The sequence below is a fragment of the Parendozoicomonas haliclonae genome (assembly GCF_900174585.1).
Classification (GTDB): domain Bacteria; phylum Pseudomonadota; class Gammaproteobacteria; order Pseudomonadales; family Endozoicomonadaceae; genus Sansalvadorimonas; species Sansalvadorimonas haliclonae.
Map to the genome: position 1 here is coordinate 622,157 of NZ_FWPT01000001.1, position 12,861 is coordinate 635,017.

A 12,861-nucleotide genomic window follows, 5' to 3' on the forward strand; every position below is an offset into this window, starting at 1 on the left:
GCTGCCAGCAAAGCTGTGGGTGTGCAGCTCCGAGCGGAGCGAATGATTTCGTGATTAGTGACGGAAGTGGCGCATGCCGGTAAAGACCATGGCCATGCCGGCTTCGTTAGCGGCATCAATCACTTCCTGATCACGCATCGAGCCACCGGGCTGGATAACAGCGGTAATGCCAGCAGCAGCTGCCGCATCAATACCATCGCGGAACGGGAAGAAGGCATCGGACGCCATAACGGAGCCGCGCACTTCCAGCCCTTCGTCTGCTGCTTTAATACCGGCGATACGGGCGCTGTAAACACGGCTCATCTGGCCGGCGCCGATACCTACGGTCTGGTTGTTTTTGCAGTAGACGATGGCGTTGGACTTCACATATTTGGCCACTTTCCAGGCGAATTGCAGATCACGCAGCTCGGCATCTGTTGGCAGGCGTTCGGTCACAACTTTCAGTTCTTCTTCACTGACACGGCCAATATCAGCATCCTGAACCAGAAGGCCGCCATTCACACGCTTGAAGTCGAGGAATGGAGTTGGGGAAGCCGGCAGTTCTCCACAGGTCAGAACCCGGATATTTGGCTTCTTGGCCAGAATGTCGTGGCACTCGTCGGCTACGGATGGCGCAATGATCACTTCGACAAACTGACGATCCAAGATCGCGTTGGCCGTTTGCGCATCCAGTGGACGGTTGAAGGCAATAATGCCGCCAAAGGCTGATGTTGGATCAGTGGCGTAAGAGCGGTTATAAGCTTCCAGAATGTCGGAGCCAATGGCTACACCGCAAGGATTGGCGTGCTTGACGATAACGCAGGCTGGCTGCTCAAAGCCTTTTACACACTCCAGTGCAGCATCGGTATCGGCGATATTGTTGTAAGAGAGCGCTTTGCCCTGCAGAACTTTTGCTGTGGATACGCTGGCTTCTGCAGGATTTGTCTCCCGATAAAAAGCAGCGGCCTGGTGAGGGTTCTCCCCATAACGCATATCGTCTGCTTTTATAAACTGGGTATTAAAGGTGCGAGGGAAGCGACTTTTTTCTTCGCTGTCGGTATTTATGCAACCCAGATAGTTGGCAATCGCACCATCGTAAGCGGCAGTGTGCTCAAAAGCTTCAACCGCCAGCTGGAAGCGCTGGCTTTCGCTGAGTCCGCCATCCTGTTCGAGCGCGGTAGCAATGGTGTCGTAATGGTCAGCGTTCACCACAATCGCAGTGTACTTATGGTTCTTCGCGGTGGAACGCACCATGGTCGGGCCGCCGATATCAATATTCTCAATGGCATCGGCCAGCGTGCATGCCGGGTTGGCAACGGTCTTTTCAAACGGGTAGAGATTTACCACCACCATATCAATGGTGTTAATGCCGTGGGTTGCCAGGGCTTCATCATCCTGACCACGGCGAGCGAGAATGCCGCCATGAATCTTTGGGTGCAGAGTTTTAACCCGGCCATCCATCATCTCCGGAAAACCGGTGTAATCGGATACTTCGGTAACAGGAATATTGTTTTCCTGCAGCAGGCGGAAGGTGCCTCCGGTAGAAAGTAGCTCGATATCGAGGTTTGCCAGGCGGCGGGCGAATTCAACCACGCCCTGTTTATCGGAGACACTGATCAGTGCTCGTTGAACGGGGCGAATACCGGTGTTGTCAGCCATTACAGTCTCACTCTTGGATTGTATAGGTTTGTTCTGCCAGTTACTGCACAGTGGGTGAGCTGTACAGCCTGTTCATTTATTGCCGTCCGTGCCTGAGTGCGGCTTTAGGTCCGTTGACCCTGTTATGGGCGGCTATGAAACCTTATCTGGTGGCAGGCTTCAATAGCTGATGTAAAAAGTCGCCATAAAAAAAACAGGCGGATAAACCGCCTGTTCGTTTCAATTCAATTTACAGCAAGCCATACTGCTTGAGCTTTTTACGCAGAGTTCCCCGGTTGAGGCCGAGCATTACAGATGCCCGGGTCTGGTTACCTTTCACGTAAGTCATCACGCTTTCCAGAAGTGGCGCTTCAACTTCGGACAGCACCATATTGTAGACATTGGTGACGTCCTGCCCGTCCAGATGGGCAAAATAGTTGGTCATGGCCTTTTCAACGCTGTCACGCAGAGTCTGGGTTTCCTGGGAAACCGGGCTGCTCAGGTTACTGTTGAACGTGGACTCCTGGGCTGCGATATCTGTTACCGTCATGCCGCAAACTCCTTTCCTTCGATCAAGTGCGTAAAATATTCCCTGATTCCGGCAATTTGGGCCGCGGGTGTTTCCAACTGGTTAAATTGTTTACGAAAAGCGGTTGCCCCATCTGTTGTCTGCAGATACCAGCCCACATGTTTGCGAGCGATACGCGGTCCCATGACATCACCATAAAAACTGTGAAGCTCCTGCAAATGATCAAGCAGGATGTTGCAGATGGTTTCTAATGACGGTGAGGGCAGGTAAGTGCCGTGTTCCAGATAGTGGGCAATTTCCTGAAATATCCAGGGGCGACCCTGGGCGGCCCGGCCAACCATGACGGCCTGTGCTCCGGTATGATCCAGAACCTGTTTGGCTTTTTCGGGTGAAGTGATATCGCCATTGGCAATCACGGGGATTGAGAGAGCAGAACAGATTTCCGCAATGGTATCGTATTCCGCTTCTCCCCGGTACATACAGCTGCGTGTGCGGCCATGGACGGCAAGAGCCTGAATGCCGCAGTCTTCAGCAATACGGGCGATGGTTACGCCATTGCGCTGGTCGGGGCTCCAGCCTGTGCGGATTTTGAGTGTGACAGGAATATCGACGGCTCCCACAACAGCCGTAAGGATGTCCTTGACCAGAGCTTCGTCTTTCATAAGGGCAGAACCTGCCGCTTTGTTACAGACTTTCTTGGCCGGACAGCCCATGTTGATGTCGATGATCTGGGCGCCCATTTCCGCATTGCGGCGGGCGGCCTCAGCCATCATCTCCGGATCACCACCGGCAATTTGCACCGAGCGAGGCTCGGGTTCGCCGGAGTGCTCAAGGCGGAGACGGGATTTGCGGGTATTCCAGAGGCGAACATCGCTGGTAACCATTTCCGAGACAACCAGCCCCGCTCCCATTTGCAGACACAGCCTGCGGAACGGGCGATCCGTTACACCAGCCATGGGGGCAAGAACGAGTGGGGTAGTAATCTGGTAGGGTCCGATCTTCAGCAATTTGCGTACACTCAAAAAAACACAGGCGAATTATTTCAGAGAATGCTGGTCAAAATTTAACCGTTTGGGCGGGTATCATAACCCTTTCCCACGAGCGGATAAAGCCGAATGCTGCCCATTGGCAAAAGGCCTTTGGACGCAGGTGAATCAGTCCCGCTATGGTGAAGGAATCGCCAAAAATAACAATATTTGTTCAGACTTTATTGTCTTCTTTTTGACCTATATCAGAAGAGTGTTCTGGTATCAGGGGAAGTCAAAGGTAATATTTCGGGCGTCCGGTCCTGGGCTCATAATGTTGAGCGAAAGATGAACAGGTTTCATCGGCTGCATGTCGGTCTCTCCGGCCGCTTCTCCGGAGAGGTATTGCTCCGGTGTGAGCAGGCGGGTTCCGAGCACATTATTGTTCACGCCGGAGATCACCATCATCAAATTCGGGTAAGGCTGTGGGAAGGCGGCCTCATTGCTAATGATGGCATCCACCGTGATAGCGTTCTGGTAGGTTGGCTCATTGCGCACCACGATATTGCGGACACTGACTCGGGAAAGGTCTTTCATTTCCGGAAGCTGACATCCGGTTACACCACAAAGAGTGGATATCAATGGGCGCAGTGATGGCGTGCAGGCAATATTGTCGAAGTTATAAATAATATGCTGGGCGACAAGGCCGATCGTCAGTAACAGGCAGCAGAAAGGAATAGCTGCTCGCTGCAGGAAGCTTTTCTTCTGATAGTGCAAATCCAGCGGATCGTCATCCAGCCCCGTCAGGCTGTCAGCGGGTGCCTGATGGCGAACTTCAGGTTCGGCAGGGGCTTCATCGACATCGAAGGCGCTGAACTCTGGTTCTACTTTCTGAATTTCGGGAGCAGCCTGCTCTTCTTCCTCAAGATCCAGCTCATCAAGCATGGCTCTTGCCCAGGCTTCATCATCATCGCCTTGTGGGGCCGGAGTCTCGTTGTTACTGGAGAAGTGTCGTTTGGGAGCCTGCTCTATGGCAAAAACATCGTCGCTGAGATCCAGGGATTCTTCAGCATCCTTTTGAGACTTTCCTTCAGAACTGACACTGAACAGAACATCGTCGTCAGTATCATCCTCCGGGAAGTCCACGGATTGGGAAGGGCGTGGTGCCGGGATCAGGTCTTCCGGGAGGGAGCCCCCGACAATATGCTGGTCGGCACGGAATACATAAAGGCAGGAGCCGCAACGGACCGAACCCTTGGCCGCCTGCAGATGCCCACGGGTAATACGGAAAGCCGTATTGCACTCCGGGCAACGGGTAATCCATGAGTCTGCAGTGTTTCGGTTCTGATGTGTGGCTTGCATGATTCTGTGTTTGCTGACGCAGCTGACAAATTATTTTGCCAGCTTTGTCAGACAAACTCTAACTTAACTCGTCACATGACAGGCGACGGAGTTATCGTTTTTGCAATCAGTTGTTGCGGCGAACACCGCTGAGGCGAACCCAGCCATCCATTTCGGTGACAGGATCCATTTCAAACCATGGTTCATAAGCGGCCAGTACATCCTCAGCCTGCTCGGACAGAATGCCGGATAGAGCCAGCTTGCCGCCAGGCTTGGTATGGCTGGCCAGAGTTTCGGCCAGGCTCATTAGCGGGCCGGCCAGAATGTTAGCGACCATAACATCGGCCATGGTGTCAGGCGTATCTTTCGGATAGCAGACGTGCAGACGGCCGCTGGCAATTTTATTGCGCTCGGCATTGTCGCGGGAGGCTTCGAGAGCCTGAGGGTCGGTATCGACACCAAGGGCATGCTCCGCACCCAGCAACAGTGCCCCAATGGCAAGAATGCCGGAGCCGCAGCCGTAATCAATCACTTGCTTGCCAGCCAGGTCCTGGGCGTCCAGCCACTTCAGGCACAGTGCGGTGGTTGGGTGGGTGCCGGTGCCGAAGGCAAGGCCTGGATCTAGCATCAGATTGACAGCGTTGGCATCCGGTACTTCTTTCCAGCTTGGGCAAACCCACAGGCGCTCACCAAATTGCATTGGGTGGAAGTGAGTCATCCACTCCCGCTCCCAGTCTTTGTCCTCAACAATCTCTACACGGTGAGCCTGATAGCTGCCCGGAATGGTTTCATTCAGGTGAGCAATAACGGCATCCATGTCAGCATCTGCAGTGAACAGGCCAATAATGCGCAGGTTGTTCCACAGGGGAGTGGTGCCGAGGTCTGGTTCATACAATGGCTGGTCGCAGCCATCCAGAAAGGTGACAGCCAGTGCGCCACACTCAAGCAGCAGATCTTCAACGGATTCAGAATGATCCGGGGTGGTGTCGAGTTTGATTTGAATCCAGGACATAAATGTTCAGCTACCGTAGAAGGGGCTTGTCTCCCTGTGAGTTAGACGTCAGAGGGAGTGATTGTTTGTAAAATAATGGGCGCAGATTAGAGAGGTGGGGTGTTTGTGTCAAACAGACGCAATCGGCAGAAAGCACAAAGGCTGCCGAAGCAGCCTTTGTGATCAGATGAGAGCAGGTTCTCAGGAGCCGTGCTCAAGCTTCTTGGTGAGATAGTGGATATTGACTCCACCTTTCATAAAGTTGGCGTCACGTACCAGTTCTTTATGGAGAGGTGTGTTGGTACGGATACCTTCAATCACCAGCTCATCCAGTGCATTTCGCATCCGGATTAAGGCAGTTTCCCGATCTGGGCCCCAGGTAATCAGTTTGCCGATCATGGAATCATAAAACGGCGGAACTGAGTAACCCTGGTAGATATGGGAGTCTACACGCACACCATTACCACCCGGCATATGCAGCTGGGTGATCTTGCCCGGTGATGGCATAAAGGTTTTCGGGTCTTCGGCATTGATACGGCACTCGATGGAGTGACCGTGGAAGGTAATGTCTTCCTGCTTGACGGACAAAGGCTCGCCGCTGGCAATCAGCAGCTGCTCTTTGATGATATCAAAGCCGGAGATTTCCTCGGAAACCGGATGCTCTACCTGTACGCGGGTATTCATCTCAATGAAGTAGTACTCGCCATCCTGATAGAGAAACTCAAAGGTGCCTGCACCTTTGTAAGCCATATCAATGCAGGCATCGGTACAGCACTTGAAGATTTTCTGACGAGCTTCTTCAGGAATGCCGGGTGCTGGAGCTTCTTCAATCACTTTCTGATGACGGCGCTGCAGGGAGCAGTCACGGTCGCCAAGATGGATAGCATTGCCCTGACCATCGGAAAGTACCTGTACCTCAACATGGCGAGGAGTTTCCAGGAACTTCTCCATATAAACGACATCGTTATTAAATGCCGCGGCCGCTTCAGTACGGGTTACGCTGATAGCGTTCAACAGTCCTTGTTCACGATGAACAACTCGCATACCACGACCACCGCCACCACCGGCAGCTTTGATGATGACCGGGTAACCGATCTTGCGGGCAATCTCGAGATTACGTTCGTGATCATCAGTCAGCGGGCCATCGGAGCCTGGAACGGTAGGGACGCCAGCCTTTTTCATGGCTCTGATGGCAGACACCTTATCTCCCATCAGGCGGATAGCCTCTGGAGAAGGGCCAATAAAGGTAAAGCCGCTGCGTTCAACCTGTTCGGCGAAGTCTGCGTTTTCGGCCAGGAAGCCATAGCCTGGGTGGATGCCGACAGCATCAGTGACTTCAGCAGCACTGATGATGGAAGGGATGTTCAGGTAGCTTTCAGACGCGCTGTTAGGGCCAATGCAGACGGTTTCGTCGGCAAGACGGACATGCATCAGGTCTTCATCCGTTTTGGAATGAACCGCAACAGTACTGATGCCCAGCTCTTTACAGGCGCGAAGGATGCGCAGTGCGATCTCTCCGCGGTTGGCAATGAGAACTTTCTCCAGCATGACTCAGACCTCAGGCAATAGTGAACAGAGGCTGGTCATATTCAACCGGAGCGCCATTTTCGACGAGAATCGCTTCAATTTTGCCGGATTTGTCAGCTTTAATCTGGTTCATCATCTTCATCGCTTCCACGATGCAGAGGAGGTCGCCTTCTTTAACGCTGTGGCCAACCTCAACAAAAGCCGGGGAGCTCGGGGAAGGGGAGCGATAGAAGGTGCCGACCATTGGAGACAGAATCTGATGACCGGTCATGGCTGGGTCAGCAGCAGGTGCTTCTGCCGCCTGTACAGGTTGAGCGGCTGCTGGAGTTGGCTGGGCTGCAGGTGGTACCGCATAAGCCTGTGGTACTGGTGCTGCGGCACGACTGGAATGGCGACTGATACGAACAGACTCCTCACCTTCGTGAATTTCCAGCTCATCAATGCCGGACTCTTCAAGCAGTTCAATCAGCTTTTTAACTTTACGGATATCCATGGTGTCTTCCGAAACTTGAAACGATTAGTGAGATGAGGACTGTTCGAGATGTTTGATGGCGGCCTGCAGGGCATAGTCATAGCCGGACGCTCCCAGACCACAAATAACTCCCACGGCAATATCTGAGAAGTAGGAGTGGTGGCGGAAAGACTCGCGGCTGTGCACATTCGACAGGTGAACCTCGATAAACGGCAGTTTCACTCCGAGAATGGCATCACGCAGGGCAATACTGGTATGGGTAAACGCTGCCGGATTGATGATCAGGAAGTCTACACCCTGTTGGGCGGCTTCATGGATTTGATCGATCAACTGATATTCGGCATTACTCTGGAAGCAACTGAGCTGATGGCCGGCACTCTGGGCCTGGGCGATCAGTTTCTGGTTGATACCTTCGAGAGTGTCTGTCCCATAAATACCCGGTTCCCGGGAACCCAGCAGGTTCAGGTTGGGACCATGCAATACAAGGATTGTGGCCATCGGGAAACCTCGTCAGTGACTCTTATTAATAAACACAATATCTACACATTGTGCCCGATGCACTGTAACGAGTCTATACGCTGCATGTTACAGGAGGTTATCGGCATGTTTACTTATTTTCACCATAGCTTCAAAACCAGTTTACGGAGCTGAGCTGCTCTTTTTCAGCAATGTGAGTAGTGTTTCTGCACTGATTTCACCCTGGCGATGCAAAAAATCCAGTTCCTGGCCAGTTTTTGAGTAAAAAAGGTAGGCTGGTGGGCCAAAAAGCTTATATCGGGACAAGATCGCTTGATGATCGGCGGAGTTGTCGGTGATATCGAGCTTGATTTTGGAGAAAGGTGCCAGTGCTTTTTGAACCTCTGGTAATGCCAGCACTTCTCGTTCAAAGACTTTGCAGCTTATGCACCAGTCGGCATAAAAGTCGATAAAGGTTGGCTTCCCTTGTCTTGCGGCCTGTTGTAGAGCGGCTTCAAGCTGTTGAGATGTTGTGAGAGTGGTAAAGCCAGTATCGCTGTAAGGAATGCCGGCTTGGGACGTGGCAGGTTCTCCAAGAGGTCTCAGTGGGTCAGAGTGGCCCTGAATGCCTCCAACCAGCAGGCAAACGCCATAAACCAGCAGCAGGACACCTATAACCTGCCGGAAGGCCGCCCATCCTGCTTTCTGAGTAAAATTGAGGGCACCCAGATAAACCGCACAGCCTGTTGCCAAAGCTCCCCATAGCAGCAGTGTTGCAGATTCAGGAATTATGCGTTCCAGCAGCCAGACGGCGACACCCAGCATCAGTACACCAAAGGCAGACTTTATTCCGTTCATCCAAGGGCCGGCTTTGGGAAGAAGGCTGGCCCCACCGATCCCTACGATCAGCAATGGTGTACCCATCCCCAAGCCCAGAACAAACAAGGTCAGACCGCCGATAGCGACATCCCCGGTGCTGCTGATATAAACCAGCGCGCCTGCAAGCGGGGCTGATACACAGGGAGATACCAGCAAAGTTGAGAATATTCCGGCCAGAATTGCGCCTGTTATTGTTCCTTTCCGTTTTTGAGAGGTTTGCTGATCGGCCTTGGACAATTTGTCCCGCAGTTTTTCTGGAAGCTGAAGTTCAAACAGGCCAAACATGGAGAGTGCAAGGATGACGAACAGAATTGCAAACGGGATCAGTAACCAGGGAGACTGTAGGCGAGCCTGCAGATTGAGGCTGGCGCCAAAGTAACCCATCAGCATACCTGCAATGGCATAAGTCATCGCCATGGCCAGCACATAGAACAGAGTCAGTGTGACACGATGTCTTCGGCTCCCCTGCGCATTGGCAACCAGGGAAGAGACAATCGGAATCATCGGCAGAACACAGGGGGTAAAGGTGAGAGCCAATCCGCCCAGATAAAACAGCAGCAAGGCTTTACCCAAGCTCGCACCATTGATCAGAGAGGCCAAAAAGGAATCTTCGGCAATCGGTTGGTCAGATACTGAAGCTTCGGTTAGAGCCGAAGTCGAAGATGGGTTAGATAATGATGCTGCTTCAGCACCCGTTGTAATGGGGATGATGTTGACTGAAGTGGGTGGATAGCACAGCCCGGCATCGGCACATCCTTGAAAGCTGACAATGATTTCAGGAAGTTCTTCTGTCGAGTTTATGGGGAGGGTGACTTCCATATCCGTCGGATAGGTCTCCACATCCTCTCTCATAAACTGATCGTATTTGGTGATCCCTTCCGGAAACAGAGGTGCACCCAAAGAGGTTATGGCCGAGTCTGCAGGCTGAAAACTCAGCATATGTCGGTAGAGATAGTGCTCGGGAGTGACTGCAAACTTAACGATCAGGTCGCCGCCCAGAATCTCACCTGAAACCTGAAATGCCTCATCTACAGGCAGGAATTCAGCCTTCTGGTTATCCCCATTGAGTAGCGAGTTGAAACTGATGGCCTGAGATTGTGCAGAGAAACACAATAAAAAAGCCAAAAGGATAGAAAAAGCAGGGAAAAATAATCTGGTGTTTAAATGCATAGCCAGAGAGTCACGTTCTTTCTGTTTGGTATGGAGGTATTGTTGCCTCAGGTTAGCAGCAGGGCAATGGTTTATTGGAGTGGTTTTGGGTGAAAGGACAATCTGGAAAGAAGAGCGGCTCAGTGAACCGCTCTTGAGGGGGATCAGCTGTAGGCTTTTACAGACTTGATGATGGCTTCACGGGCGGCATCAGCATTCTGCCATCCGTCGATTTTTACCCATTTGCCTTCTTCCAGATCTTTGTAGTTCTCAAAGAAATGCTCAATCTGCTTGATCAGCAGCTCAGGCAGGTCGGTATATTCTTTGACGTCTTTGTAGATCTTGGTGAGCTTGTCGTGGGGAACGGCAATGACTTTCTCATCCTGACCGCTCTCGTCAGACATATTCAGCACACCTACCGGACGGCAGCGAATCACGGAGCCAGGGGCAACCGGGTAAGGGGTTACAACCAGAACGTCCAGGGGATCGCCATCATCAGCCAGAGTCTGAGGCACGTAGCCATAGTTGGCTGGGTAGAACATTGGGGTGGACATAAAGCGGTCCACAAACAGCGCATTGGTGTCCTTATCGATCTCATATTTGATCGGATCGCTGTTGGCAGGGATTTCAATGATGACGTTAATGTCGTTAGGGATATCTTTGCCGGGCACTATGGCGTTGAAATTCATTAGGTATTAACCCCTGTTTTTGTGTGTAAGCCCGCGAATTATATGTGTTCTGCCGATGTGCCCGCCACCCCAAATATTTGCCAGCTTTCAGGTTGGCAGCTATAGCCTATAAATGAAGCTGAAGGATTTCGCTATTTGGCGGGAGTAATCACTATGCGTTCTATCAAAGTGCAGGACTGCATGACCCGGGCTGTTGTTACTGTAAAGCCGGACATGGACATTGTTGAAGGGCTCAGAATTCTACTCCGTAATGATATTACGGCAGTCCCGGTTCTGGATAATGATGGAAAGCTGGTGGGGATTCTCTCGGAAACGGATTGTCTGGCGGGAACCCTCTCCGGAAGCTATTACTCGCAGGAAAGTAATGTGGTTTCTGAGTTTATGGCCCGTAATGTTGTAACAGCCAGCCCTTCCGACAGCATTATCGATATTTACGAAAAGTGCATGGCGAAAAATGCTCAGCGTGTTCCTGTTCTGGACGAGACTGGAAAAATTGAGGGTATGCTCAGCCCGAAGGATCTTATGGCTGCTGTGCTTGAATACTATGAAAAACCGGTGGCTTCTGCTGGTTAAATAAAAACTTCAATCTCCTTTCTGCCGGAAACTCGTCACCAGCCCGTCTAATGGGCAGGTTCTGCCTATCATTGAATCATCTAAGCTAAAACTGAGACAGGTCCGGGAAGACCTAATCTGTCACGGAGATTGATATGGACAGGTCGCAGAGCGTTTCAACTCAACCGGTTCCTGTAGGTCCAGGCCACCTTGGTGGCTCGGAACAGGAGTCCGGGCTAGAGAAACGCATGGGGCAGGATCAGAAGGGAAGGTCTATTCACAAGACCCAGCCCACGCGTAATCTGGGACCGTCTTTGACTGGTGCCCCTGGTACGCCACCTTCCAAGCTAACCGAATTGGGCCAGCGTAAAAGTGCTGTCCATGAGCCTTTATCCTCCAAGCTGACTCCACCGGGAGAGTTACCTCCGTCAGGTGAATTGGATTTAGGCGATAAAGGCAAAATCATCTTTACCCGCACGAATGGCGATGATCTCCCTCTGGCTCAGGATAAGCTCCTTGCTGAGGTACAGAAAAAGGAAGAATCCGGAGAGCTGGAGAAGGGCAGCTCGGGCAAGCTGAAAGCCTTCTTCTCCATCGTCAAAAAAGGCATGCACGAGCTGATGCATAATAAAGAGCTTCAGGTCGGAATTGGTGCTGTCGGCTTTGGTATTTTCCTATTGGGTGGGGTTTGTGTGTGCCCGGCTCTACTGATAGGTGTAGGCCCCTGCGTTTTGATTTTCACAAACGGCTTCCTTGATAACCCCATGCTAACCGGACCGGAAGGTGGCGGTGGCACCCCGGACAATAAAAATAAGCCAGAAAACAATCCAGAAAAGAAGACTGAAAATAACTCGGACGAAAACAACTCTGGCAAGAAGACCGAGGGAGAAGGTGGCGATCCTCCAAAGGTGACCAAAAAAGAAGGTAATGAGGATGATCTGGCAGCCAGGAAAAAGCGGGAAGATCAGGAAAAGGCTCGCCTGAGACAAGAACAAAGAGAGAAAGAACTAGCAGCGCTAAAAGAGGGCGAAAAAGTCAAAGATAAGGTCACTCAGACTTTTGCAAAACATGGTCTCGATGGTTCTGCGATCGTTGTTCCTAAGAGTGAGTTGCAGGACAAATTGAATGAGTTGGGTGATATATCTGCCCGCTCTGAAAAGCCTAATCAGCAAAAGTTTGATGTTCGAGAGTATCTGGTCAATCCAGAATCCACGCCATTGAAGGCTCACTTTAGCTCTCAGCAAGAAATTGAAGAGGTAGCTGATGCGATTGCCTTGCAGATGAGCTTCTTCCTTCCAGCCAGCAATCCGTTAGGGGCACCTATTCATGGTGAAAGTGCCATTCGACCTGATGAGTGGGAATCGTTGCGCAAAGAGATGACTCAGCATGCAGCCGATGAACTGGTGGCCTTTGGTGCGAAGCATGGATGGGAGTTCCAGATGTCCATGGCTGAGAAAGATAGTGCCAAAATCAGCCGTCCCTACCTGCTGGCCAGAGCTATGCATGATGTTGGTCTTAACGATGTTAATAATCCCAACACAAAAGCTTTCCAGAAAGTGCCTCATGGAGAGTCACGCAAGGCATTGGCGGGCTGGTACCTCGAGACTCGACAGTACTGTCTTGATGAAGCCCGTAAAACACAAAATAAAGGCAAGGACCGGTTCCCGGAGTTGCTGGAAAAACCGATTTAAGAG

The 12,861-nt window shown here is 51.7% G+C and carries 12 protein-coding genes; 2 read left to right on the top strand and 10 right to left on the bottom strand.

Annotated features, from left to right (window positions below):
* Window positions 1–54: 54 nt before the first annotated feature.
* From purH to ppa, 10 genes are all read right to left on the bottom strand, one after another.
* Complete coding sequence (gene purH, locus EHSB41UT_RS02925) at window positions 55–1,638, bottom strand: bifunctional phosphoribosylaminoimidazolecarboxamide formyltransferase/IMP cyclohydrolase (protein ID WP_087106694.1); 1,584 nt, start codon at window positions 1,636–1,638, stop codon at window positions 55–57.
* A 229-nt stretch (window positions 1,639–1,867) separates the two neighbouring features.
* Complete coding sequence (gene fis / locus EHSB41UT_RS02930) at window positions 1,868–2,167, bottom strand: DNA-binding transcriptional regulator Fis (protein ID WP_087106696.1); 300 nt, start codon at window positions 2,165–2,167, stop codon at window positions 1,868–1,870.
* Window positions 2,164–3,102 (bottom strand): tRNA dihydrouridine synthase DusB, encoded by a 939-nt coding sequence (gene dusB / locus EHSB41UT_RS02935; protein WP_242667230.1) that lies wholly within the window; start codon window positions 3,100–3,102, stop codon window positions 2,164–2,166. Before dusB ends, fis begins: the two co-directional genes overlap by 4 nt.
* Before the next feature lie 294 nt (window positions 3,103–3,396).
* Window positions 3,397–4,473, bottom strand: a complete 1,077-nt coding sequence (locus tag EHSB41UT_RS02940) for a zinc-ribbon and DUF3426 domain-containing protein (protein ID WP_087106700.1) — start codon at window positions 4,471–4,473, stop codon at window positions 3,397–3,399.
* A 106-nt stretch (window positions 4,474–4,579) separates the two neighbouring features.
* Window positions 4,580–5,464, bottom strand: coding sequence for a 50S ribosomal protein L11 methyltransferase (prmA, locus tag EHSB41UT_RS02945; protein WP_087106702.1), 885 nt, complete (start codon window positions 5,462–5,464; stop codon window positions 4,580–4,582).
* A 180-nt stretch (window positions 5,465–5,644) separates the two neighbouring features.
* Window positions 5,645–6,991 carry an acetyl-CoA carboxylase biotin carboxylase subunit gene (gene accC, locus EHSB41UT_RS02950; RefSeq protein ID WP_087106704.1) on the bottom strand — a complete coding sequence of 449 codons (1,347 nt, stop codon included), beginning with the start codon at window positions 6,989–6,991 and terminating at the stop codon, window positions 5,645–5,647.
* Between the two features lie 10 nt (window positions 6,992–7,001).
* Entirely contained in the window at window positions 7,002–7,463 is a 462-nt protein-coding gene (gene accB / locus EHSB41UT_RS02955; protein ID WP_087106706.1) for an acetyl-CoA carboxylase biotin carboxyl carrier protein, read from the bottom strand.
* A 24-nt stretch (window positions 7,464–7,487) separates the two neighbouring features.
* Entirely contained in the window at window positions 7,488–7,940 is a 453-nt protein-coding gene (gene aroQ, locus EHSB41UT_RS02960) for a type II 3-dehydroquinate dehydratase (protein ID WP_087106708.1), read from the bottom strand.
* 141 nt (window positions 7,941–8,081) lie between these two features.
* Complete coding sequence (gene dsbD / locus EHSB41UT_RS02965) at window positions 8,082–9,947, bottom strand: protein-disulfide reductase DsbD (RefSeq protein WP_087106710.1); 1,866 nt, start codon at window positions 9,945–9,947, stop codon at window positions 8,082–8,084.
* A 143-nt stretch (window positions 9,948–10,090) separates the two neighbouring features.
* Complete coding sequence (gene ppa / locus EHSB41UT_RS02970; RefSeq protein ID WP_087106712.1) at window positions 10,091–10,615, bottom strand: inorganic diphosphatase; 525 nt, start codon at window positions 10,613–10,615, stop codon at window positions 10,091–10,093.
* Window positions 10,616–10,768: 153 nt separating this feature from the next.
* Here ppa and EHSB41UT_RS02975 point away from each other — a divergent pair, with 153 nt between their 5' ends.
* Together EHSB41UT_RS02975 and EHSB41UT_RS02980 are read left to right on the top strand one after the other, a co-directional pair.
* The gene (locus tag EHSB41UT_RS02975; protein ID WP_087106714.1) at window positions 10,769–11,188 is read left to right on the top strand and encodes a CBS domain-containing protein; all 420 of its coding nucleotides are present in this window, start codon (window positions 10,769–10,771) and stop codon (window positions 11,186–11,188) included.
* Between the two features lie 134 nt (window positions 11,189–11,322).
* A complete protein-coding gene (locus EHSB41UT_RS02980) occupies window positions 11,323–12,858 on the top strand; it encodes a hypothetical protein (protein WP_133060369.1) in 1,536 nt (511 codons plus the stop codon).
* Window positions 12,859–12,861 lie beyond the last annotated feature (3 nt).

Coding starts and splice junctions, on each gene's coding strand:
- accC (WP_087106704.1), bottom strand. CDS start 6,991: ATGCTGGAGAAAGTTCTCATTGCCAACCGCGGAGAGATCGCACTGCGC.
- EHSB41UT_RS02975 (WP_087106714.1), top strand. CDS start 10,769: ATGCGTTCTATCAAAGTGCAGGACTGCATGACCCGGGCTGTTGTTACT.
- accB (WP_087106706.1), bottom strand. CDS start 7,463: ATGGATATCCGTAAAGTTAAAAAGCTGATTGAACTGCTTGAAGAGTCC.
- ppa (WP_087106712.1), bottom strand. CDS start 10,615: ATGAATTTCAACGCCATAGTGCCCGGCAAAGATATCCCTAACGACATT.
- prmA (WP_087106702.1), bottom strand. CDS start 5,464: ATGTCCTGGATTCAAATCAAACTCGACACCACCCCGGATCATTCTGAA.
- fis (WP_087106696.1), bottom strand. CDS start 2,167: ATGACGGTAACAGATATCGCAGCCCAGGAGTCCACGTTCAACAGTAAC.
- purH (WP_087106694.1), bottom strand. CDS start 1,638: ATGGCTGACAACACCGGTATTCGCCCCGTTCAACGAGCACTGATCAGT.
- EHSB41UT_RS02980 (WP_133060369.1), top strand. CDS start 11,323: ATGGACAGGTCGCAGAGCGTTTCAACTCAACCGGTTCCTGTAGGTCCA.
- EHSB41UT_RS02940 (WP_087106700.1), bottom strand. CDS start 4,473: ATGCAAGCCACACATCAGAACCGAAACACTGCAGACTCATGGATTACC.
- aroQ (WP_087106708.1), bottom strand. CDS start 7,940: ATGGCCACAATCCTTGTATTGCATGGTCCCAACCTGAACCTGCTGGGT.
- dusB (WP_242667230.1), bottom strand. CDS start 3,102: ATGGCTGGTGTAACGGATCGCCCGTTCCGCAGGCTGTGTCTGCAAATG.
- dsbD (WP_087106710.1), bottom strand. CDS start 9,947: ATGCATTTAAACACCAGATTATTTTTCCCTGCTTTTTCTATCCTTTTG.